Source organism: Pseudomonas sp. TH15, from assembly GCF_016651105.1.
GTDB lineage: Bacteria > Pseudomonadota > Gammaproteobacteria > Pseudomonadales > Pseudomonadaceae > Aquipseudomonas.
In genome coordinates, this window is the sequence record NZ_JAEKEL010000001.1 from 2,384,136 (window position 1) to 2,405,019 (window position 20,884).

Here is a 20,884-nt window from a genome sequence, read left to right on the forward strand (position 1 = left end):
TGTGGGAGCGGGCTTGCTCGCGAAGGCGGTCGTCTGTTCAACAAACCTGTCACTGACAATACGCGAGCGTATCTAGCCCCGATACTCCGGCCGCTCGGCCAACCCTTCCTTCAAATAATCCACCAACTTGCGCACCTTCGGCGACAGATGCCGTTGCTGTGGATAAAGCGCCCACACCGCCGTGTTCGGCGGTTGATGTGCCTCCAGCAGCGAAATCAACGCGCCGCTGTTCAAATGCTCCAGCACGTAATAGTCCGGCAACTGACACAACCCCACCCCTTGTAGCGCCGCATCCAGTACCGCTTGCCCACTGTTGCAACGCCAATTTCCCTGCACCCGCTGGGAAAATTCCCGGCCGTTCTGTTCCAGTTGCCAGAGGTCCGAGCTGCCGATGAGGCAGTTATGCCGGCTCAGTTCCGACAAACTGTGTGGCCGACCATACCGTTCCAGGTAGGACGGTGACGCGCATAGGTACATGCGTCGTGGTGCCAGACGTGTCGCCACCAGCCGCGAATCTTGCAGGCGGCCGAGGCGGATCGCCAGGTCAAGGCCTTCATGAACCAGGTCGAGTTGGCGATTGCTCAGCTCAATGTCGATTCGAAGCTGCGGATAGAGCCCCATGAACCGGGTCACCAACGGCACGATGAACCGCTCGCCGTACGCCACGGCGCAGGTCATGCGCAGCATGCCCTTGGGTTCACTGGTCAGGTCGCCGACCGCGCGCAACGCTTCTTCGCGTCCATCCTGCAAACGCTGGCAATGTTGCAGGAAGGTTTGTCCGGCTTCGGTCAGCGTAACCCGACGGGTGCTGCGGTACAGCAGCCGCGTCTGAAGACGCTCTTCCAGGCGTACGATTTGTCGACTGACATGGGAGGAAGAAACCCCAAGACGTTCAGCCGCCGCGGTGAATTGGCTGCACTCGGCAACGGCGACGAACTCGTCGATCCCTTCCCAGCGGTTGTCTGACATTTAGGATTATCCCTATACGGCAATAATATTTTGCATTTGCCCCGATTATTCATCGTAAGGCTGTGTATTACACTCCTTGTCTCGTTTTTATTCACTGGAGAGTCAGCATGATCAAGTCGCGCGCCGCCGTTGCCTTCGAGGCCAAGAAACCCCTTGAGATCGTTGAAGTCGATGTCGCCATGCCCAAGGCCGGTGAAGTCCTGCTGCGCGTCGTGGCTTCCGGTGTTTGCCACACGGACGCCTACACCTTGTCCGGAGCGGATCCGGAAGGCATCTTCCCGTCGATCCTCGGTCACGAAGGTGGCGCTGTGGTTGAAGCCATCGGCGAGGGCGTAACGTCGGTCGCTGTCGGTGATCATGTGATCCCGCTGTACACCCCGGAATGCCGCCAGTGCAAATTCTGCCTGTCGGGCAAAACCAACCTCTGCCAGGCGATTCGCGCCACTCAAGGCAAAGGCCTGATGCCGGATGGCACTTCGCGCTTTTCCTACAAGGGGCAGCCGATTTTCCACTACATGGGCACTTCGACCTTCTCCGAGTACACCGTGCTGCCGGAAATCTCCGTGGCCAAAATTCCGAAAGAGGCGCCGCTGGAAAAGGTCTGCCTGCTGGGCTGCGGTGTGACGACCGGCATTGGTGCGGTGCTCAACACGGCCAAAGTGGAGGAGGGCGCCAGCGTGGCGATCTTCGGTCTGGGCGGCATCGGCCTGGCCGCCATAATCGGCGCCACCATGGCCAAGGCCGGTCGAATAATTGCGATCGATATCAACCCGGCCAAGTTCGAGATTGCCAGGCAATTGGGCGCTACCGACTTCATCAACCCCAAGGACTACGACACACCGATCCAGGACGTCATCGTCGACATGACCGATGGCGGCGTCGACTTTTCCTTCGAGTGCATCGGCAACGTCCAATTGATGCGTGCGGCACTTGAGTGCTGCCACAAGGGTTGGGGCGAGTCGGTCATCATCGGTGTGGCCGGTGCCGGCCAGGAAATCTCGACCCGTCCGTTCCAGCTGGTCACCGGTCGCGTCTGGCGCGGTTCTGCGTTCGGCGGCGTGCGCGGTCGTACCGAGCTGCCAAGCTACGTGGAAATGGCCGCGACCGGCGAGATCCCGCTGGATACCTTCATCACCCACACCATGGGCCTGGAAGATATCAACAAGGCGTTTGACCTGATGCATGAAGGCGAGAGCATCCGTTCCGTCATCCATTTCTGAGGTCGGTCATGAGCTTGGAAAATATCTCCTGCCAGAAGAGCTTCGGCGGCTGGCATAAACGCTACCGGCACCGCTCCGACGTGCTCGGCTGCGACATGGTGTTCGCCGTGTACCTGCCGCCGCAAGCGGAGCAGGGCGGCAAACTGCCGGTGCTGTACTGGTTGTCCGGCCTGACCTGCACCGACGAAAACTTCATGCACAAGGCTGGTGCCATGCGCATGGCCGCCGAGCTGGGGTTGATCATCGTCGCACCGGACACCAGCCCGCGCGGCGCCGATGTGCCGGGTGATCCGGATGGCGCCTGGGACTTTGGCCTGGGTGCCGGTTTCTATCTGAATGCCACGCAGGAACCGTGGTCGCGACACTATCGGATGCATGACTATGTCGTGCAGGAATTGCCGGCATTGGTCGAGGCGCATTTCCCGGCGTCTGACAAACGCGGCATCAGCGGCCACTCCATGGGTGGCCACGGTGCGCTGGTCTGCGCGCTGCGTAATCCGGGGCGTTATCAGTCGGTGTCGGCGTTTTCGCCGATCAACAATCCGATGGATTGCCCGTGGGGCCAAAAGGCCTTCTCCCGCTACCTGGGTGAAGACCGTTCCAAGTGGCGCGAATGGGATGCGTGCGCCCTGATCGCCGAGGCTGCCGAGAAGCTACCGTTGCTGGTCGACCAAGGTGATCGCGACGATTTCCTCGCCAACCAGCTCAAGCCTGAAGCCCTGCAACAGGCGGCCAAACTGGCCGGTCATCCGCTGACGTTGCGCCTGCAACCGGGCTACGACCACAGCTATTTCTTCATCGCCAGTTTCATCGACGATCACTTACAGCATCATGCGCGCGCTCTAGGCGCCTAATGTCCGACAAAGCAGGTAGAATCACGCCCTGACAAAAATCGGGGCGTTTTTTTATGCGTATTGGCCACGGCTATGATGTGCACCGTTTCGCTGAAGGCGATTTCATTACTCTGGGCGGCGTGCGCATTGCACACGGCTTCGGGCTGCTCGCTCACTCCGACGGTGACGTCCTGCTGCACGCCTTGAGCGATGCCTTGCTCGGCGCGGCTGCGTTGGGTGATATCGGCAAGCACTTCCCGGACACCGACCCAAAATTCAAAGGCGCGGATAGCCGCGTGCTGTTGCGTCACGTCGTCGCACTGATCCACGCCAAGGGCTGGAAAGTCGGCAATGTGGATAACACCATCGTCGCCCAGGCGCCGAAAATGGCCCCGCATATCGAATCGATGCGCGCTCTGATTGCCGCGGATCTTCAAGTTGAGTTGGATCAAGTGAACGTGAAAGCTACCACCACCGAAAAGCTTGGCTTTGTCGGTCGCGAAGAAGGCATTGCCGTGCATTCCGTTGCCTTGTTGCTGCGCGCATGAACGAATTGCAATTGCTCGGCCCGCGAGCCTATGGCGAAGCCCTCGGCACGGCGGTACTGAAAGCCACTGCGGAAGATTTCCAGGTCGATGAAGTGCTCAATATCCCGCTCAGCGGCGATGGCGAACACCTGTGGATCTGGGTTGAAAAGCGCGGTCTGAACACCGAAGAAGCCGCACGACGGATTGCCAAGGCGGCCGGCGTGCCGTTGCGCACCGTCAGTTATGCGGGCCTGAAGGATCGTCAGGCGCTGACTCGCCAGTGGTTCAGTGTGCAACTGCCGGGCAAGGCCGATCCGGATCTGTCGGCAGCAGAAAACGACACGCTGAAGATCCTCAAGACCGGCCGGCACAAGCGCAAGCTGCAACGCGGTGCTCACTCGGCCAATGGCTTCACCTTGCGCCTGACCCAGTTTGCTGGTGACAAGGCTGCGATCGAAGAACGCCTGCAATTGATTGCCAAGCAAGGTATTCCAAATTATTTCGGCTCCCAGCGCTTTGGGTTTGACGGCGGTAACGTCGTTGACGCGCGCGGCTGGGCTGCACGCAAGGCGTTGCCGGAGCAGCGCAACGTTCGCTCGCGCCTGCTCTCCACCGCTCGCAGTTTCCTGTTTAACCAAGTGCTGGCGGCGCGTGTGGCGGATGGCACCTGGCAGCGTGCGTTGGTGGGTGATTTGCTGGCCTTCACCGACAGTCGCAGCTTCTTTCCGGCCGGTGAAGCTGAATGCAGCGATCCGCGCCTGGCGATTCTTGACCTGCATCCGACCGGCCCTCAGTGGGGCGAAGGTGACTCGCCGGCCACGGGCGCTGTCCATGAACTGGAGCAGGAAATCGCCAGCCGCGAAGCAGACTTGCGCGATTGGTTGATTAACGCCGGTATGAGCCACGAACGTCGCATCCTGCGGCTGCCCATTGGTGGGTTGACGTGGCATTATCCCGAGCCTGACATTCTGCAACTGGAATTCGTCCTCCCGGCCGGATGCTTCGCCACCGTATTGGTGCGCGAACTCGTCGATCTGGTGCCGGTGGGGCAGACGGACAGCCCATGCGTATTCTGATATCTAACGACGATGGGGTAACCGCACCCGGTCTCGCCGCGCTTTATGCTGCGCTGGCGGATTACACCGAGTGCGTGGTTATCGCCCCGGACCAGGACAAAAGTGGCGCCAGCAGTTCGCTGACGCTCGACCGTCCGTTGCACCCGCAAACCCTGGCCAATGGCTTTATCAGCCTCAACGGCACACCCACCGATTGCGTGCACCTGGGCCTTAACGGCTTGCTGGAGCGCGAACCGGACATGGTGGTTTCCGGTATTAACCTGGGCGCTAACCTGGGGGACGACGTTTTGTACTCCGGTACCGTGGCGGCGGCCCTTGAAGGTCGCTTCCTGGAACGGCCTTCGTTTGCCTTTTCGTTGGTCTCACGACAAGTAGAGAACCTTCCCACAGCTGCCTACTTTGCGCGCAAACTGGTCGAAGCCCATGCTGACCTCCAGTTGCCACCGCGCACGGTGCTGAACGTGAATATTCCCAACCTGCCGCTGGACCACATCCGCGGTATACAGTTGACCCGCCTCGGGCATCGCGCCCGCGCTGCGGCGCCATTGAAAGTCGTCGACCCGCGAGGCAAGTCCGGTTACTGGATTGCTGCCGCAGGTGACGCCGAAGACGGCGGCCCGGGCACCGATTTCCATGCAGTGATGCAGGGCTATGTTTCGATCACTCCATTACAACTGGATCGCACCTTCAACGATGCCTTCAGAAGTCTCGATGGCTGGCTGGAGGGGCTGCGCTAATGGGCCGTGAACAAGACGATATGCTGCGTCGCGGCATCGGGATGACCTCTCAGCGGACCCGCGAGCGCCTCATTCAGCGGCTGTATGAAGAGGGGATTTCCAACGCCAAGGTGCTGGAGGTCATCCGCCGTACACCGCGTCACCTGTTCGTCGATGAGGCACTGGCTCACCGCGCCTACGAGGACACGGCGCTGCCGATCGGCAATAACCAGACCATCTCCCAGCCTTATATGGTGGCCCGCATGAGCGAGCTGCTGCTGGAGGCAGGTCCTCTGGACAAGGTGATGGAGATCGGCACCGGTTCGGGTTACCAGACCGCCGTGCTGTCGCAACTGGTGGAACGGGTGTTTTCCGTGGAGCGCATCAAGGTCCTGCAGGACCGGGCCAAGGAGCGCTTGGTCGAACTGAACCTGCGCAACGTGGTATTCCGTTGGGGCGATGGCTGGGAAGGCTGGCCGGCACTGGCACCCTATAACGGCATTATCGTCACCGCTGTCGCCACCGACGTGCCCCAGGCACTGCTCGATCAGTTGGCGCCGGGCGGGCGACTGGTAATTCCGGTCGGCTCCGGTGAGGTCCAGCAATTGATGCTGATCATCCGTGAAGAACAGGGCTTTTCCAGGCGTGTTCTGGGGGCTGTGCGCTTCGTGCCGTTGCTCCATGGGCCACTGGCCTGAGCATTTGTTTTTGCGCGCTGAATTCTATTCGATTGTTCGGGTCTTACTCCGGCATCGATTGGTTAAACGGGATTTATCGGCGGGTAGCAAACGTGTGCGTGAAGCAATTTCGCTTCATTAAAGGTAAAGCCTGTACGGCCCGTTATACTTGCGACATTTCGTGCCGGAACACGGCAATCCACAATTTCAGCCACCACAAAGGGAGCGGCGGGTGAGTCTCACAGTCATTGCGCAGCGTATGGGTACAACAAGCTTTCAGCGCCTGGTGACTGGCCTTGTCTTGAGCACGTTGCTGGTCGGTTGCTCCAGTACCAAATCGAGTTCCGTAGGCGTGGTGGATCGCAACAAAGCCGTCGCTCAGCGACCGGCCGTGACCACGGGTCAGTACGTCGTTCGGCCGAAAGACACCCTGTTCTCGATCGCTTTTCGCTACGGTTGGGACTACAAAGCCCTCGCAGCACGGAACAATATTCCTACGCCCTATACGATCCATCCGGGTCAGACAATTCGCTTCGATGGTCGTACCGGTTCAACGCCGACGGAGGTGGCCAGTTCGTCCGATTCAACGCCTTCGTCGTCGCTGAAAACCACGGTAATCCGACGTCAGGCAAATGGCACAACCACCAGCACAGCAGTGGTTGCACCGTCCGTCGCCAACAAGCCGGCACCTGCACCGCTGCCTCCAGCGGGCCCGGCCCCAACCGGCTGGGGATGGCCATCTAATGGCATATTAATTGGAAAATTCTCTTCAAACGGTAGTTTGAATAAAGGAATTGATATCGCCGGGGATTTGGGACAGCCTGTTTTAGCTGCGTCTGATGGGACGGTGGTATACGCCGGGAGTGGCTTAAGGGGCTACGGCGAATTAGTCATCATCAAACACAGCGATACCTACGTCAGTGCCTACGGACATAACCGCAGGCTGTTGGTTCGGGAGGGGCAGCAGGTCAAAGTCGGACAGACAATTGCCGAAATGGGGTCAACGGGTACAGACCGGGTGAAACTGCATTTTGAGATTCGCCGACAAGGTAAACCTGTAGATCCGCTGCAATTCCTGCCACGTCGTTGATTTGTTGTCAGCCTGTTCCGTCACGTAGAGGGAACAGGCTCCAGCGTTGCCAAGGATAAAGGCGCCGCTTGAGCTTGAGGTCGAACTCACCAAAGGACTATAACAATGGCTCTCAGTAAAGAAGTGCCGGAGTTTGACATCGACGATGAGGTTCTCCTTATGGAGACCGGCATCGCTACGGATTCGATGTCGAATGATGAAGGGGCTACTCCACCTTCCGTTCGCGCCAAATCCAAACACTCCGCTTCGCTAAAACAACACAAGTACATCGACTACACGCGGGCACTCGATGCCACGCAGCTGTACCTCAATGAAATCGGCTTTTCCCCGCTGCTCTCTCCGGAAGAAGAAGTTCATTTTGCGCGCCTGTCGCAAAGTGGCGATCCGGCCGGGCGCAAACGCATGATTGAAAGCAACCTGCGGCTGGTGGTGAAAATCGCCCGGCGTTACGTCAATCGTGGTTTGTCGCTGCTGGACCTGATCGAAGAGGGCAACCTCGGCCTGATCCGGGCAGTGGAAAAGTTCGACCCCGAGCGCGGCTTCCGCTTTTCGACCTACGCAACCTGGTGGATTCGTCAGACCATCGAGCGCGCGATCATGAATCAGACCCGGACCATCCGGTTGCCGATCCATGTGGTCAAAGAGCTCAACGTGTACCTGCGGGCTGCACGGGAGTTGACGCAAAAGCTCGATCACGAACCTTCACCCGAAGAAATCGCCAACCTGCTGGAAAAACCGGTAGGCGAGGTCAAGCGCATGCTGGGCCTGAACGAGCGGGTTTCTTCGGTCGACGTCTCGCTGGGTCCGGATTCGGATAAAACCCTGCTGGACACCCTAACCGACGATCGTCCAACCGATCCATGCGAACTGTTGCAGGACGATGACCTGTCCCAGAGCATCGATCAGTGGCTCTCGGAGTTGACCGACAAGCAGCGTGAGGTGGTGATTCGCCGCTTCGGCCTGCGTGGTCACGAGAGCAGCACGCTTGAAGATGTAGGCCTGGAAATCGGCCTTACCCGGGAGCGGGTCAGGCAAATCCAGGTGGAAGGGCTTAAACGCCTTCGGGAGATTCTCGAGAAGAACGGCCTGTCGAGCGAGTCGCTGTTTCAATAAGGCATTCACTCAACGGCACCAAAAAGCCCCGACTGGTTCGGGGCTTTTTGTTGCCTGGGAGAACGGCAGGACGCCAGCTCAGGTTTGTAGTCTAGCGTTGTAAGACTTGGCTTACTCTTTCGTAAGTGTTCGGTATTTTTAGAGGTTGGTAGTCGTCTATTTGAATTGTGAGCTGAATTTAAATAGCTGATTTATATAGGTATTTAATTTTATTAACGGCATATGACAGTGAGTTTCAGCGTCAGCGGTCGATTGCTCTTGCCGGGGAATTCTCTAGTATCTGGGTTGTGTCGACGGATAGACACGCCCTTCAAGGAAGAGGGGAAAGGACATCGCAGGACGCGGTTCATCAGGACGATGAAAAGGAATACAAGGAATAGGGAAAAAATGTGGGCGGGTCAAACCGCCCCTTTTTTTGCCTGTAGAAAAGCAAGATCAAAAGATCGCAGCCTTCGGCGGCGCCCACAGGCGCGTAGGAGCTGCCGAAGGCTGCGATCTTTTGATCTTTCAATCCCGGAAAAGCAAAAAGGCCCACAAGGGGCCTTTTCAAGAACGCGGGGTAATCAGCGTTCGAGGTCTTTCAGCTTGCTGCCTACAGATTTGTTAAGCACGCGATCAAACGCTTCCGCATCAGGCATCGATTCTTTCTTCTCGGTGATGTTCGGCCAGATTTCGGCCAGATCAACGTTCAGCTGAATGAATTCCTGCATCTCTTCCGGGACTTCATCCTCGGAGAAGATGGCCACGGCCGGGCATTCTGGTTCGCACAGTGCGCAGTCGATGCACTCATCCGGGTGAATCACCAGGAAGTTCGGGCCTTCGTAAAAGCAGTCCACCGGACAGACTTCTACGCAGTCGGTGTACTTGCACTTGATGCAGTTGTCGGTGACGACGAAGGTCATTTCTAATTTTCTCCTCAGGCGGCGGCAGCGGAGCCCCTTCACGTTGGGGTCGCCAGGTTCGGGAGCGATAGTCTGCTGGCCAGGCTATTAGCCAGCAGCATCCCAAACCGCGCGAGATTCTAACAGCTTGCACGCAAGTGCGTTAGATCCGTGTCTTTAGTGTATAGAGCATTTCTAACGCACGACGTGGACTCATATCGTCCAGATCCAGTTTGGCCAGCTCATCCAGCACTGGATGCGGCAGACTGGCGAACATGTCGCTCTGCTGCGGCGCAGCCGGTTTACCTTTGACGGCCTTGGGCACCTCGTGCGGCAGGGCGGTGGCTTCCAGGCGACCCAAATGCTCGCGGGCACGCACGATCACTTCGCTCGGCACGCCGGCCAATTGCGCAACCGCCAGGCCGTAGCTCTGGCTGGCAGGCCCCGGTAACACGTGGTGCAGGAACACGATGCGTTCGTTGTGCTCGGTCGCGTTGAGGTGCACGTTAGCCACCAGCGGCTGGGCTTCCGGCAACACGGTCAATTCGAAGTAGTGGGTGGCGAACAGCGTGTAGGCGCGTAGATACGCCAGACGCTCGGCGGCGGCCCATGCCAGCGACAGACCGTCGAAGGTGCTCGTACCGCGTCCGACTTCATCCATCAGCACCAGGCTGCGTTCGGTGGCGTTGTGCAGGATGTTTGCGGTTTCACTCATCTCGACCATGAAGGTCGAACGGCCACCGGCCAAGTCATCACTGGAACCGATCCGGGTAAAGATCCGGTCCACCAAGGACAATTCACAACTGGCCGCCGGAACGAAGCTGCCGATGTGCGCCAACAACACGATCAACGCGGTCTGGCGCATGTAGGTGGATTTACCGCCCATGTTCGGACCAGTGATCACCAGCATGCGGGTGTTGTCATCAAGGCTCAGGTCGTTGGCCACGAACGGCGTGCTCAGCACCTGCTCGACCACCGGGTGACGACCCTGGCTGATGCGCATGCACGGCTCGCTGACGAAGCGCGGGCAGTTCAGGTCGAGGTTCAGCGCTCGCTCGGCGAGGTTGCTCAGCACGTCCAGCTCGGCCAGTGCGGCGGCGGTGTCTTGCAACGGCGGCAGTTGCGAAATCAGGTCTTCGAGCAGCGCTTCATAGAGCATCTTCTCGCGGGCCAGCGCGCGGCTCTTGGCCGACAACGCCTTGTCTTCGAACGCCTTCAGCTCCGGCGTGATGAAACGCTCGGCGCCTTTGAGCGTCTGGCGACGGATGTAGTCCGCTGGCGCCGACTCGGCCTGCTTGCTTGGCAACTCGATGAAGTAACCGTGAATGCGGTTGTAGCCGACTTTCAGGTGCGACAGGCCAGTGCGGGCCTTCTCGCGGGCTTCGAGGTCGATCAGGAACTGCCCGGCGTTTTCGCTGAGCGATTGCAGGTCGTCCAGCTCGGCGTCGTAACCGGTTTTCAATACGCCGCCGTCACGGATGACGGCCGGCGGGTTGTCAATAATGGCTTTTTCCAGCAACGCCGCCAGTTCCGGGTAGGTGCTGGTAGTCGCGGCCAGTTGAATAATGTGCGGGGCTTCCAACTCGGTCATCGCCACTTGCAGCTCGGGCAGTGCACCGAGGGCGTCGCGCAGACGCGCCAAGTCACGAGGACGGGCATTGCGCAGACCGATCCGCGCCAGAATCCGCTCGATGTCGCCGATTTCCTTGAGCTGTGGTTGCAGCTTCTCGAAGCGGTAGCCGTCGAGCAGGCAGGTGATCGAAGTCTGACGCGCGAGCAACACGGTCAAGTCCCGCAGTGGACGGTTCAACCAACGGGTCAGCAAACGGCTGCCCATGGCGGTCTGGCAGCGATCGACCACCGATTGCAGGGTGTTCTCGCGACCGCCGGCCAGGTTGGTGTCGAGCTCCAGGTTGCGACGGCTCGCGCCGTCCAGCACCACGGTGTCGTCCAGGCGTTCATGACGCAGGCTACGCAAGTGCGGCAGGGCGGTGCGCTGGGTTTCCTTGGCGTAGCTGAGCAGGCAACCGGCGGCGCCGATGGCCAGGGTCAGGTTCTCGCAACCGAAGCCTTTAAGGTCCTGGGTGGAAAACTGCTGGCAGAGACTTTTCAGCGCCGTATCACGCTCGAAATCCCACGGTGCACGACGACGAACCCCACGGCGTTTTTCCGCCGGCAGATCCTTTGGCCAGTCATCCGGGATCATCAGCTCTACCGGGTTGACCCGCTCCAGTTCCGCCAGCAGGTTTTCCCAGCCTTTGATTTCCAGCACGCTGAAGTTGCCGCTGGTGATGTCCAGCACCGCCAGCCCGAACAGACGCTCGTCACCCAGCACCGCTGCGATCAGGTTGTCCCGACGCTCATCCAGCAGCGCTTCATCACTGACCGTACCCGGCGTGATGATCCGCACCACCTGACGATCCACCGGCCCTTTGCTGGTGGCCGGGTCGCCGACCTGCTCACAGATCACTACCGACTCGCCGAGCTTGACCAGTTTCGCCAGGTAGCCTTCGGCGGCGTGGTAAGGAATCCCACACATCGGAATCGCCTGGCCGGCCGACTGCCCGCGGGCGGTGAGGGTGATGTCCAGCAACTTGGCGGCCTTCTTCGCGTCTTCATAGAAGATCTCGTAGAAGTCACCCATGCGGTAGAACATCAGCTGGTCGGGGTGCTGGTTCTTCAGGCGCCAGTATTGCTGCATCATCGGCGTGTGCGAGGACAGATCGGAGATAGCTTTATTCATCGGAAATCAGGAAAACTCGTTGAAAGGTGTAGGGCAAAGGAGGGGCATCGGCCCGGCTTTTCCGCGATGGGCGCAAGGTTAACATGAGCGGTCTGCCAGACGCAGGCATCAAAGTCTTGTGGCACATTTCTGCATTTATTCACATTTCATGCGTTTTTATGCATATCAGCATTTGTTTTCCGGAAAAAGATCAAGCACTATTCGCGTTATGCAAAAACGCAACGTTTCTACTGTCTTAAGAGCACTGCTCGATCAGCACGGGATCTCCCCCACGGAGCTTCACCGTCGCACCGGCGTGCCTCAATCCACTCTCTCGCGGATTCTCAGTGGGAAGATCGTCGATCCTTCGGATAAACATATCTCGAAGATTGCCGAGTACTTCTCTGTGAGCACCGATCAGTTGCGCGGGCGCGCGGATGTCGCGCCGGCCGCCGCTGCTGCGCGCGATCAACTACATTCCGAACTCAAGGACATAAGCTTGTGGGACGACGATACCCCTGTCGATGATGACGAGGTGTCGGTCCCCTTTCTTCGCGAGGTTGAATTGGCTGCAGGATCAGGAAGATTCGTCATCGAAGAAAGCGAGCGCTCTAGCTTGCGCTTCGGCAAGCGCAGTCTGCGTCACAACGGCGTGCAGTTCGACCAGGCCAAATGCGTGACAGTGCGCGGCAACAGCATGTTGCCGGTGCTGCGCGATGGCGCCACCGTCGGCGTGAACGCCGGTAAATGCGGGATTGGCGACATCGTCGATGGCGACCTGTACGCCATCAACCATAACGGCCAGTTGCGGGTAAAACAGCTCTATCGTCTGCCGACCGGTATCCGTCTGCGCAGCTTCAATCGCGATGAGCATCCGGATGAGGACTACACCTTCCAGGAAATCCAGGAAGAGCAGATTGTCATCCTCGGTCACGTCTTCTGGTGGGGCATGTACGCCCGCTAACCTCATAGCTGTCCGCTAAAACCCGCCCCTCGGCGGGTTTTTTTTCGCCTGCATAAAACCACCAGCGCCTTTGTTTTTGGGGCTTCCATGCGTTTGTGCATTTTATGCGCATAAATAAATGCATTTACGCATTGACTGTATATGCATCCATGCATACTCTGTATCCCAAGCCGCTCAACAAAGCGGCTCGAAACGAAGCTCTTTAGTTCCACCACAAAGGCAGCGATGAACCGGCCTCAACGGTTCAGAGGGTTGGCAACTGACCCGGGTGTGCAGCGTAAAGCACCAGAAGCAGTTATCCGGCGGGCAGGGACCGCGGTCGGAAAAACAATTTGAATGGACTCGTACCGCGCCAGTAGCGCCGAAAAGTCAGCTTCCTTTTTGTACACAGGATTAAAGGAAGGCGAAGGACCGCATTACTGAAAAGCCCGGCCCAGCGCCGGGCTTTTTGGAATGCCTGCCAGATCTCGTCACAACATCCATCGCAAACAACAAATCCAGGAGTCAGAAAATGAACCTCTATGCATTAGTTGAATACAACAAAGTTACCCAATTGAAAGAAGCCGACGTCAGCCCTGACGCGCCTGCTTCGCCGACTTCCGCCTGGGTGGATGTCACCGGCAATACCGAAATTCGTGTGGGCTGGAAGGCGAGCTTCATTGGCGTATGGACGTTTACACCGCCCTCCGATGAGGACTTGCGCAACGAAGCCGAGCAACAGAAGTGGCAACTGCTGAACTCCGCGGCCAGCTGGCTGCTGATGAACTCGCTTCAGTTTAAATCTGACATTGGTATTGCCACGGCAGAAGAGCAAGCCCTGTTGCTGGCCCACAAGCAATACTCGATCGCACTTAGCGACATCGATAAACAGTCGGAATATCCGGCAAACATCATCTGGCCGGTAGCCCCTTACTGACAGTCGTTACTGAAGTAAAAAGCCTGAGAGCGCATTACTGAAAAGCCCGGCCCAGCGCCGGGCTTTTTGGAATGCCTACCTCAAGAGAAAGCGTTTGAATCCAATACATACCACTCATCAATCACCCCAGGAGGCGTGACATGACAAACGAGCAACAAGCGTTAGCGGACATGCCGATCTGGCTGGTCATCGTCCTCGCCCTGGTGGGCGGGGTATCCGGCGAAATGTGGCGCGCCGACAAGGAAGGCGCCCGAGGCTGGGCGCTGTTGCGGCGCCTGGCGTTGCGCTCCGGGGCCTGTGTGATCTGCGGGGTCTCGGCAATCATGTTGCTGTACGCCGCCGGCGTGTCGATCTGGACCGCGTGCGCGTTTGGCTGTCTTACGGCGATGGCCGGCGCGGATGTGGCCATCGGTTTGTATGAGCGTTGGGCGGCCAAGCGGATTGGTGTGTGCGAAGTTCCACCCCGCGACCAGCCTTAACCTTGAATATTCTTCGTGCCGCCCTTTGGGCGGCAGGACTGCGCGTGGACGATTGAGAAGGAGGTCATGTATGCCCACACCGATCCAGCAGCCGTCGCAACTGTTCACAGCCATCGCGACGACGCTGCGCAACACCCCGGGGCTCAACATCTTTGTTGGCAAGCACGACGATTTCACTGCTCCTGGCGATCAGGCCTGGGTGCTGATCGATTTCGACCGAAATGCATCTGGATTGCGCCCCGCTGATGGGCGTATTGCTCATGTCATGACGTTGTCATTGCAAGTCATCCCGGCGCTTGCTGCGACCGCGTTTGCAGCGTGCGATCTGGTCGCCGTACTGAAAAATCTGATCACCGACAACCGTTGGGGTCTGCCCGGTGAACAATGTGATCTGCCGATGAATATCGATGGTTTGCCGTCATTGTTGGGCCAGCAATACAAGGCCTGGACTTTGACGTTCGATCAGACGCTTTACCTCGGTCCGACCTTGCTCGACGACCCGTTGGGCACGCCGAAATTTGCCCGAACCTGGGAAGTCAGCAACATCGACGATCCCGATCAATACACTGCGCTGGAGGGCTGACCGATGTTCGACGCAATGCTGCGCATGCAACTCGGCCCGATCATCGAGCGGCTTGCCGAGATGGAGGCGGAGATCGATGACTTGCACCGACGCGCCGAGAGTTTTTGTCGCATCGGCATTTGCCAGTCAGTCGATGCCGCCAGCAATACCTGCCAGGTCAGTCACGGTGGCTTGTTGACGCCCGCTATCAAATTCTTCAACCCGAGTGCCGGCGCGCAAAGCGAGTCGCGGATTCCAACGGTGGGCGAGCAGTGCCTGCTGTTCAACTACGGCAGTGGCGAAAGCGGTGCGCAATCGGTGGCGTTGTTCGGCTTGAACAGCGACCGGTTTCCACCCGCCGCGACGGTGCCGACGCTGACCCGTCGAGTGCATCAGGACGGCAGCGAAAGCGGCTACGACGACGCCACTCATATCCTGCACTGGCAGAACGGCCCGGCAGCTTTCAGCGGTTCTCGCGAGTCGCTTGCAATGAATATCGGCCCGGCGCAACTGACGATGACGCCGCAGCTGATCACCCTGCAATTGGGTGTCGTCGGCCTCACCATTGACGCTTCGGGCGTGCACTTCAGCGGCCCATTGGTCGATCACCAGGGCCGCGTCATCAGCCCCTGATTCAAGAGCCTTCCATGATCGGAATCGATAGAGACAGCGGGGCCACGGTCGACGACTGGCTGCAGTTTGTGCAGCGCGCGACCCGGGCCCTGACCACGCCGCTGGGCACCCGGCAAAAACGGCCTTTGTACGGATCGCTGATCCCCACGCTGTTGGGGCAGAACCTCGGCGATGACGTCCTGCTTTTGGCGCAGAGCCATGCGGCGCAAGCGTTCTATAACAAGCAAAACGGCATCGATGATTTTCAGCCGCAAGTGATCGTCGCCAGCCGTCAGGGCGCCGGTCTGCTGCTGCGTTTCGCCGGCACCTGGAAAAATCGCCAACAGACTTTCGAGGTTGTGACATGAGCATGTTGATTCCCGGCCAGAACCAATTGGCCGAACCCTCGCTGATCACCGTTGAGGCTTTCGAAGAACTGCTCGCCGAGTTCAAGACGTTCGTCATCGAATACGTCGGTGCGCGAGCGCCGGACAGCGCAGCGAAACTCAAGACCAGCCTGGAAAACGAAAGCGAGTTGCTGACAATGGCGCTCGAGGCCTTCTGTGTTCGGCTGCAAACCCACGAACGCAAATACAACGCTCGCATCAAGCAGATGCTGGCGTGGTGGGCGACCGGCAGCAACCTCGATGCGCGCTTGGCGGACATGGGCCTGGAGCGACAGTTGCTCGATCCGGGCGACCCGGCGGCCTTCCCGCCGGTGCCAGCGATTTATGAAAGTGATGACGACGCTCGTCTGCGTTATTACCTGGCGCCGCACGCCCCGGCAGCGGGCTCGCGGATGCAGTATCGCCGCGAAGTCTTCACCCTTGGCGAACGGCCGACGGTCAAAGTCGAATCCACCGATGCCGGTGTAGTCAACGTCACTTACACCTTCAACCCGGACGGCCTCGCTGCGCAGGTCAAGGACGGCAATGGCCGCCGCACCGCGCCCGGCGAAGTGCAGGTCACGGTACTGTCGCGCGACGGCGATGGCACGCCTTCCGAGGCGTTGCTTGAAGGTGTCCGCCAACACTTCGCCCGGCCGGATGTGCGCCCTGAAACCGACCTCGTCACCGTGCAGGCCGCCGACATTCAGCGCTATAAAATCCGCGTCGTCGCCAAGATCAATTCCGGCCCTGATTCGGGCCTGACCAAGGTCGCTGCGCAACACCAGTTGCAGGCCTATGCCGACAGTTGTCATCGCCTCGAAGGCCGGGTCGATCCGAGCTGGATCGACTACACGCTGCACAGCGCCGGCGCCGTGCAATTGCAGATTGTTGAACCGCTGACGCCGGTTGTGTGCAGCGCTTTTCAAGCGCCGTACTGCACATCAGTTGAAGTCGAGGTGCTGACCCTATGAGTGAGCAAATTCAGCGCCCGACGCTGCTGCCGGCCAACAGCTCAGCCCTCGAACGAGGACTGGATCTGGGCTTCGGCGCTTTGCTGGATCGCATCGCGCCGCCGTTTCCCGAGCTTATGAATCCGAGTGAAACGCCTGTCGCGTTTTTGCCGTATCTGGCAGCGGATCGCGGCGTCGCCGAATGGAGCACCGCCGCACCGGAAGCGGAAAAACGCCTCACCGTCGAACTCGCCTGGCCCACCGCGCGCCAGGCCGGCACTCGCAAGGCACTGGAAAACGCCGCCAAGGGTTTGCAACTGCGCCCGGAGATCCGCGCCTGGTACGAGCAAACGCCACTAGGCACGCCCTACAGCTTTTCCGTGCGTGCCTTCAGCGACCAACCCTACAGCGAAGAAATCGACGCCCGTCTCGACCGACGCCTGGCTGATGCCAAAAGCGAACGCGATGTGCTGTCGGTCTCGGTCGGGCTGAGCGCATTCGGCAGTCATTACATCGGCGCAGCGACATTTTGCGGCGAACTGACCACGGTTTATCCGGTGTTCATCGAAGGGCTCGAAACCTCGGGAGAGGCGTTCCTGGCTGCTGGCATGTACACCGTCGAAACATCCACTATTTATCCTCAGGGGGCCTGAATGGCTGACTATTACACCCTGCTCACCAACGCAGGGATTGCCTACGAAACGGCGTGCAAGGCCGCGGGCACGCCGATCAAGTTGACGCAGATTTCTGTCGGCGATGGCGGCGGCTCGGTCTACAACCCGGCCGCGACCGCCACGGCGCTGAAACGCGAAGTCTGGCGCGGGCCGCTCAATGCACTCTTCCAGGACGAGAAGAACCCGAGTTGGCTGCTCGCCGAAGTGACCATCCCTCCTGACGTTGGCGGCTGGTACGTGCGTGAGGCCGGGTTGTGGACCGACACTGGCGTTCTCTACGCCATCGTTAAATATCCGGAGTCGTTCAAACCGGTGTTGGCTACATCAGGCTCGGGGAAAGAGTTTTACATTCGCTCGATCTTCGAGACTAGCAATGCATCGCTGGTGACGTTGTTGATTGATGACACGGTGGTTAAAGCCACACGTGCCTGGGTCATGAGTTACCTCGCGGAAGAGCTTGGCAAACTGGATGGCAAGCAATCGGTGCGCGTCGCGGCCTCTACCAACATCGTATTGAACGGTGCGCAACAGATTGACGGTGTGGCTGTGATTGCTGGCGACCGCGTGTTGCTGCCGAATCAGACGCTGGCCAAGGACAACGGCCTGTGGATCGTTGCCAACGGCGACTGGGTGCGGGCGACCGATGCCAACAGCAGCGCCAAGGTTACGCCGGGCCTGACGGTCATGGTGGAGGAGGGCACGGCCAACGGTGATTCGCTGTGGCACCTGACCACCAATGCGCCGATCACCCTCGGCACTACCGCGCTGACCTTCAAGATGCTGGCAGGGCGCACCGGGATTGCTGCCGGTACTTACAAGAGTCTGACTGTTGACGAATATGGCCGGGCGACTGCCGGGGCGAATCCCGAGACGCTGGCCGGGTTTGGCATCAAGGATTCGTACACCAAGGCTGAAGTTGAGGCGCTGATCGCCAAGGCATCGGCGTTGCCGGTGGGTTCGATTGTTGCGTTCCCGGTTGACTCGCCACCGCCGGGTTTTCTGGAGCTGGATAACAGCGTCAAGAGCAGCGCAACTTACCCAGACTTGAGCGCTTATCTGGGCGGCAAGTTCAACAAGGGTGATGAGGGTGTTGGCAATTTCCGGTTACCTGAAGCTCGCGGGGAATTCTTGCGCGGCTGGGATCATGGGCGTGGGGTTGATGTTGGTCGGGATTTGGGCAGTGTTCAGGCTGACATGCTAAGGGCGCATACGCATTCGACATCGTATTCGGGAAGCGAAATTGTTCAGGCGAATAGTGCCGGTGTGCCTGTTTCAAATTGGCGGGCAGCCCAAGGCGTAACCGGAAGCACTGGTGGAACTGAAACACGGCCGCGCAACATCGCCGTCATGTGGTGCATCAAAGCCTGGAATGCCCCGGTCAATCAGGGAACCATCGATGTAGCCGCACTGGCCAAGGAAGTCGAACGACTTAAATCCGCCGTTCCGGTTGGCGCTGTTCTGGCGTTCCCGACAGGAATCGTAGCTCCCGGTTATCTGGAGCTGGATGGCAGTGTGCAGAGCATTGCGACCTATCCGGATCTAGCCGCTTTTCTCGGTACCACTTACAACAAGGGCAATGAGGGCGCCGGGAATTTCCGGTTGCCTGAGTCACGCGGTGAATTCTTGCGTGGCTGGGATCATGGACGTGGTGTGGATACAGGACGTGGCATTGGTAGTTGGCAAGCTGACGACAATAAATCCCACATACATGCGACAACTTACGATGTCATCGCCGATATTTTCGCGGCTGGAGACGTCAGACGAAATTATCTACAGCAGTACAATAATACTGACGATGTCGTAACCAAAGCATCGGGTGGAGCAGAGGCACGACCTCGAAACATTGCAGTCATGTGGTGCATCAAAGCCTGGAACGCCCCGGTCAACCAAGGAAGTATCGATATCGCCGCACTGGCGACTCTCGTCGATATGCTGAGTTTGAACGGACCTGTTGTTGGGTCCATGCGGGGCGACAGGATGTCGGTACCGTTAGCCTCAGCAACTGCGACGTTCAATGTCGATGAAGTCGTTGTCGGAGATGCGAACGGCAGAACCAAAACGCTGCGTAATTTCAGTAAGCCGATTGATCTTTCTGCCGTTATCAAAGGCTTGGGCTCCATGGATGTTGGTGCAACCCCTGCGCCTGGCTACCTCGCACTTTATGCGCTTTACAATCCCGAAACCAAAGTTTCAGGGATTGCGGCAGTCAATGCTACGACTGTACTTGCGCCTGTCATGTACAACGGTGACTCTGCTGCGCTTGCGGGGTTCACCTTCTCGGCGCTGGTAAGTGTGTGGCCAACGAACGCTAACGGCCAGTTTGTGATTGGGCGACAAGAGGCTGGGCTCTTCACTTACACGGGGGGACCTGTATTCGTCACGACTGGCGGTCGCTCTGATTATTCACCGTTTACCATCGGCAGTAGCGTTCCGCTGAATGCAAAGCGCTGCCAGGGGAGTTATTCGATTCGAAACTCAATGTCAGGCGTAAATTCTTATGCGGGTTTAGGCGGTGTTTCAGGAATTGGCTCCGTCGGGATAAGCAGTAACCCTTCTGCTGGCTCTGGCGGTGGCGTGCAAAGTGCGTTCCCACTGATCCCGTTAACAACGCCGCAGACGCTTCATTACGTGCTCTCCGCTACTAGTGGCGTGGCGACCTTTGAAGTGGTTATCACCGGATACACAATCTAAGGAGCGTTTGTGGAAATTTTTGTGCAGTTCACTGATAGCGATCAGCTCGCGATACGGTCCGTGTTTGGTGAGAACCAATGCGATGAAGAGGTTTGGCCCAATCAGGGTGTGGTCAAAGAAGATGATCCGCGCTATCTCGCTTGGCTCGTCATGCATACGCTATTGGACCCTGAGCTACCAACGACAGCAGAGCTGATCACCGCTGAACGCTACAAACGCGAAGCGGTAGGTATCAACGTCGACAGTTTGTTGATCGATACCACGCGAGATAGCCAAGCTCTGATTGCCAGCATGGGTTTGTCTGTAGTCCTTGATCCTGAATACCGCTGTAATTTCAAAACAGTGAGAGGATTCGTCGAGATCGGTGCTCCGCGAATTATCGACATCGCGAAGGCGGTGCGGACGCACGTACAAGCCTGTTTTGATCGGGAGAAAACGTTGCTTGAAGCCGTCTCTGCGGGGACCTATCGCGACGAAATGCTCGCTGAAGGCTGGCCGGACTCGTCGTCGCCTGATTCTGAAAATCTAAGATAAACGCCCCGAACCCCGGGGCGTTTTCTTGTCCGCCCAACAATATTCAACACCCGCCAAGCCCCTCCCCACGAGGGGCTTTCCCGTTTATGGAGAAACGAAAAATGGCAACCCGCCAAACCTACACCGTGCTCGTTCCATTCCCCACCGGCGGTGGGCACTGGTCGAGCGTCGGTCAAGACCTTGATCTGCTCGACGTCGAGGCCAGTGCCTTGCAGTTCGCCGGTCGACTGGAACTGAAAACTCCCTCCACTCAGGCCAAAAAGGCCGCTGCCAAGAAGGCTGACTAACC

At 58.6% G+C, this 20,884-nt stretch carries 22 protein-coding genes; 19 read left to right on the top strand and 3 right to left on the bottom strand.

Features of this window, described 5'->3' with window-relative positions; genetic code table 11:
• Positions 1–72 precede the first annotated feature (72 nt).
• Positions 73–969 carry a LysR substrate-binding domain-containing protein gene (locus JFT87_RS10645; protein ID WP_201201103.1) on the bottom strand — a complete coding sequence of 299 codons (897 nt, stop codon included), beginning with the start codon at positions 967–969 and terminating at the stop codon, positions 73–75.
• Between the two features lie 107 nt (positions 970–1,076).
• Between JFT87_RS10645 and JFT87_RS10650 the strand changes: the two genes are divergently transcribed.
• The 8 genes from JFT87_RS10650 (at position 1,077) to rpoS (ending at position 8,221) form a co-directional block, all read left to right on the top strand.
• Complete coding sequence (locus JFT87_RS10650) at positions 1,077–2,189, top strand: S-(hydroxymethyl)glutathione dehydrogenase/class III alcohol dehydrogenase (protein WP_201201105.1); 1,113 nt, start codon at positions 1,077–1,079, stop codon at positions 2,187–2,189.
• An 8-nt stretch (positions 2,190–2,197) separates the two neighbouring features.
• Positions 2,198–3,043, top strand: a complete 846-nt coding sequence (gene fghA, locus JFT87_RS10655) for an S-formylglutathione hydrolase (protein WP_201201107.1) — start codon at positions 2,198–2,200, stop codon at positions 3,041–3,043.
• A gap of 53 nt (positions 3,044–3,096) precedes the next feature.
• On the top strand, positions 3,097–3,570 hold the full coding sequence (ispF, locus tag JFT87_RS10660) for a 2-C-methyl-D-erythritol 2,4-cyclodiphosphate synthase (RefSeq protein ID WP_137808032.1): 474 nt from the start codon (positions 3,097–3,099) through the stop codon (positions 3,568–3,570).
• Positions 3,567–4,625 carry a tRNA pseudouridine(13) synthase TruD gene (truD, locus tag JFT87_RS10665; protein WP_201201109.1) on the top strand — a complete coding sequence of 353 codons (1,059 nt, stop codon included), beginning with the start codon at positions 3,567–3,569 and terminating at the stop codon, positions 4,623–4,625. The genes ispF and truD overlap by 4 nt, the downstream gene beginning before the upstream one ends.
• Positions 4,613–5,362: a 5'/3'-nucleotidase SurE gene (gene surE / locus JFT87_RS10670; protein ID WP_201201111.1), complete on the top strand. Its 750-nt coding sequence runs from the start codon at positions 4,613–4,615 to the stop codon at positions 5,360–5,362. Before truD ends, surE begins: the two co-directional genes overlap by 13 nt.
• Positions 5,363–5,403: 41 nt before the next feature.
• Entirely contained in the window at positions 5,404–6,039 is a 636-nt protein-coding gene (locus JFT87_RS10675; protein WP_201195881.1) for a protein-L-isoaspartate(D-aspartate) O-methyltransferase, read from the top strand.
• Positions 6,040–6,250: 211 nt separating this feature from the next.
• Positions 6,251–7,108, top strand: coding sequence for a peptidoglycan DD-metalloendopeptidase family protein (locus JFT87_RS10680; protein WP_201201113.1), 858 nt, complete (start codon positions 6,251–6,253; stop codon positions 7,106–7,108).
• Between the two features lie 105 nt (positions 7,109–7,213).
• Positions 7,214–8,221 carry an RNA polymerase sigma factor RpoS gene (gene rpoS / locus JFT87_RS10685; RefSeq protein ID WP_201201115.1) on the top strand — a complete coding sequence of 336 codons (1,008 nt, stop codon included), beginning with the start codon at positions 7,214–7,216 and terminating at the stop codon, positions 8,219–8,221.
• Between the two features lie 563 nt (positions 8,222–8,784).
• Here rpoS and fdxA read toward each other — a convergent pair.
• Both fdxA and mutS read right to left on the bottom strand, forming a co-directional pair.
• Positions 8,785–9,123 carry a ferredoxin FdxA gene (fdxA, locus tag JFT87_RS10690; protein WP_201201117.1) on the bottom strand — a complete coding sequence of 113 codons (339 nt, stop codon included), beginning with the start codon at positions 9,121–9,123 and terminating at the stop codon, positions 8,785–8,787.
• Positions 9,124–9,265: 142 nt separating this feature from the next.
• Positions 9,266–11,833, bottom strand: coding sequence for a DNA mismatch repair protein MutS (gene mutS, locus JFT87_RS10695; protein ID WP_201205155.1), 2,568 nt, complete (start codon positions 11,831–11,833; stop codon positions 9,266–9,268).
• Positions 11,834–12,053: 220 nt separating this feature from the next.
• Here mutS and JFT87_RS10700 point away from each other — a divergent pair, with 220 nt between their 5' ends.
• From JFT87_RS10700 to JFT87_RS10750, 11 genes are all read left to right on the top strand, one after another.
• Positions 12,054–12,788, top strand: coding sequence for a LexA family transcriptional regulator (locus JFT87_RS10700; RefSeq protein ID WP_201201119.1), 735 nt, complete (start codon positions 12,054–12,056; stop codon positions 12,786–12,788).
• A gap of 511 nt (positions 12,789–13,299) precedes the next feature.
• Positions 13,300–13,704 (top strand): tail fiber assembly protein, encoded by a 405-nt coding sequence (locus tag JFT87_RS10705; RefSeq protein WP_201201120.1) that lies wholly within the window; start codon positions 13,300–13,302, stop codon positions 13,702–13,704.
• A gap of 140 nt (positions 13,705–13,844) precedes the next feature.
• Positions 13,845–14,183 (top strand): phage holin family protein, encoded by a 339-nt coding sequence (locus JFT87_RS10710; RefSeq protein ID WP_201201122.1) that lies wholly within the window; start codon positions 13,845–13,847, stop codon positions 14,181–14,183.
• Positions 14,184–14,253: 70 nt separating this feature from the next.
• Entirely contained in the window at positions 14,254–14,766 is a 513-nt protein-coding gene (locus tag JFT87_RS10715) for a hypothetical protein (protein ID WP_201201124.1), read from the top strand.
• A gap of 3 nt (positions 14,767–14,769) precedes the next feature.
• Entirely contained in the window at positions 14,770–15,378 is a 609-nt protein-coding gene (locus JFT87_RS10720; protein WP_201201125.1) for a phage baseplate assembly protein V, read from the top strand.
• A 14-nt stretch (positions 15,379–15,392) separates the two neighbouring features.
• Positions 15,393–15,725, top strand: coding sequence for a phage baseplate protein (locus JFT87_RS10725; RefSeq protein ID WP_016985063.1), 333 nt, complete (start codon positions 15,393–15,395; stop codon positions 15,723–15,725).
• Positions 15,722–16,717: a baseplate J/gp47 family protein gene (locus tag JFT87_RS10730; RefSeq protein WP_201201126.1), complete on the top strand. Its 996-nt coding sequence runs from the start codon at positions 15,722–15,724 to the stop codon at positions 16,715–16,717. Before JFT87_RS10725 ends, JFT87_RS10730 begins: the two co-directional genes overlap by 4 nt.
• The gene (locus tag JFT87_RS10735) at positions 16,714–17,349 is read left to right on the top strand and encodes a phage tail protein I (RefSeq protein ID WP_201201127.1); all 636 of its coding nucleotides are present in this window, start codon (positions 16,714–16,716) and stop codon (positions 17,347–17,349) included. The genes JFT87_RS10730 and JFT87_RS10735 overlap by 4 nt, the downstream gene beginning before the upstream one ends.
• A complete protein-coding gene (locus JFT87_RS10740) occupies positions 17,350–20,061 on the top strand; it encodes a phage tail-collar fiber domain-containing protein (protein ID WP_201201128.1) in 2,712 nt (903 codons plus the stop codon).
• Positions 20,062–20,070: 9 nt separating this feature from the next.
• Complete coding sequence (locus JFT87_RS10745; RefSeq protein WP_342367171.1) at positions 20,071–20,595, top strand: DUF4376 domain-containing protein; 525 nt, start codon at positions 20,071–20,073, stop codon at positions 20,593–20,595.
• Between the two features lie 101 nt (positions 20,596–20,696).
• A complete protein-coding gene (locus tag JFT87_RS10750) occupies positions 20,697–20,882 on the top strand; it encodes a hypothetical protein (protein WP_201201129.1) in 186 nt (61 codons plus the stop codon).
• Positions 20,883–20,884: the final 2 nt, after the last annotated feature.

Bases quoted from the DNA above. Each gene is read 5' to 3' on its own strand.
- JFT87_RS10645 (WP_201201103.1), bottom strand. From the start codon at position 969: ATGTCAGACAACCGCTGGGAAGGGATCGACGAGTTCGTCGCCGTTGCC.
- JFT87_RS10650 (WP_201201105.1), top strand. From the start codon at position 1,077: ATGATCAAGTCGCGCGCCGCCGTTGCCTTCGAGGCCAAGAAACCCCTT.
- fghA (WP_201201107.1), top strand. From the start codon at position 2,198: ATGAGCTTGGAAAATATCTCCTGCCAGAAGAGCTTCGGCGGCTGGCAT.
- ispF (WP_137808032.1), top strand. From the start codon at position 3,097: ATGCGTATTGGCCACGGCTATGATGTGCACCGTTTCGCTGAAGGCGAT.
- truD (WP_201201109.1), top strand. From the start codon at position 3,567: ATGAACGAATTGCAATTGCTCGGCCCGCGAGCCTATGGCGAAGCCCTC.
- surE (WP_201201111.1), top strand. From the start codon at position 4,613: ATGCGTATTCTGATATCTAACGACGATGGGGTAACCGCACCCGGTCTC.
- JFT87_RS10675 (WP_201195881.1), top strand. From the start codon at position 5,404: ATGACCTCTCAGCGGACCCGCGAGCGCCTCATTCAGCGGCTGTATGAA.
- rpoS (WP_201201115.1), top strand. From the start codon at position 7,214: ATGGCTCTCAGTAAAGAAGTGCCGGAGTTTGACATCGACGATGAGGTT.
- fdxA (WP_201201117.1), bottom strand. From the start codon at position 9,123: ATGACCTTCGTCGTCACCGACAACTGCATCAAGTGCAAGTACACCGAC.
- JFT87_RS10700 (WP_201201119.1), top strand. From the start codon at position 12,054: ATGCAAAAACGCAACGTTTCTACTGTCTTAAGAGCACTGCTCGATCAG.
- JFT87_RS10705 (WP_201201120.1), top strand. From the start codon at position 13,300: ATGAACCTCTATGCATTAGTTGAATACAACAAAGTTACCCAATTGAAA.
- JFT87_RS10710 (WP_201201122.1), top strand. From the start codon at position 13,845: ATGACAAACGAGCAACAAGCGTTAGCGGACATGCCGATCTGGCTGGTC.
- JFT87_RS10715 (WP_201201124.1), top strand. From the start codon at position 14,254: ATGCCCACACCGATCCAGCAGCCGTCGCAACTGTTCACAGCCATCGCG.
- JFT87_RS10720 (WP_201201125.1), top strand. From the start codon at position 14,770: ATGTTCGACGCAATGCTGCGCATGCAACTCGGCCCGATCATCGAGCGG.
- JFT87_RS10725 (WP_016985063.1), top strand. From the start codon at position 15,393: ATGATCGGAATCGATAGAGACAGCGGGGCCACGGTCGACGACTGGCTG.
- JFT87_RS10730 (WP_201201126.1), top strand. From the start codon at position 15,722: ATGAGCATGTTGATTCCCGGCCAGAACCAATTGGCCGAACCCTCGCTG.
- JFT87_RS10735 (WP_201201127.1), top strand. From the start codon at position 16,714: ATGAGTGAGCAAATTCAGCGCCCGACGCTGCTGCCGGCCAACAGCTCA.
- JFT87_RS10740 (WP_201201128.1), top strand. From the start codon at position 17,350: ATGGCTGACTATTACACCCTGCTCACCAACGCAGGGATTGCCTACGAA.
- JFT87_RS10750 (WP_201201129.1), top strand. From the start codon at position 20,697: ATGGCAACCCGCCAAACCTACACCGTGCTCGTTCCATTCCCCACCGGC.